General features: G+C 40.4%; 1 pseudogene (running past one end of the window). It reads left to right on the top strand.

From position 1 onward, the window contains the following. A pseudogene (locus tag V7659_RS31910) lies at window positions 1-287 on the top strand (toxic anion resistance protein) (its annotated part extends 696 nt beyond the left edge of the window); the annotation flags it as partial.

Genomic DNA, 287 nt, shown 5'->3' with positions numbered 1-287 from the left:
GAAATACGAAACTGATTGGCAAAATAAATTCGGCATTTGTCACGACGATTCCGATTTTTAAGAATGGGTTAATTCAAGCGATGGCAGCGAAAAGACAAAAGCTAGTGGCTGATTCGATGAGTGAATTAGACCGCAGGACAAACGAAATGCTTCTTAAGAATGCGCAGAACATTTCGCAGCAAAGCACCGATATTGCGAGACTAGCTGGTGGTCCAAGTATTAAAATTGAGACCATTGAAGAATCTTGGAACATTATCATAAAGGGTATGCAGGAAACAAAGGCGATT

This window comes from Neobacillus drentensis, assembly GCF_036966985.1.
GTDB classification, from domain to species: domain Bacteria; phylum Bacillota; class Bacilli; order Bacillales; family Cytobacillaceae; genus Neobacillus; species Neobacillus drentensis_E.
Note: the sequence above shows the minus strand (reverse complement) of the source record. Positions and strands in the feature narration are given on the sequence as shown.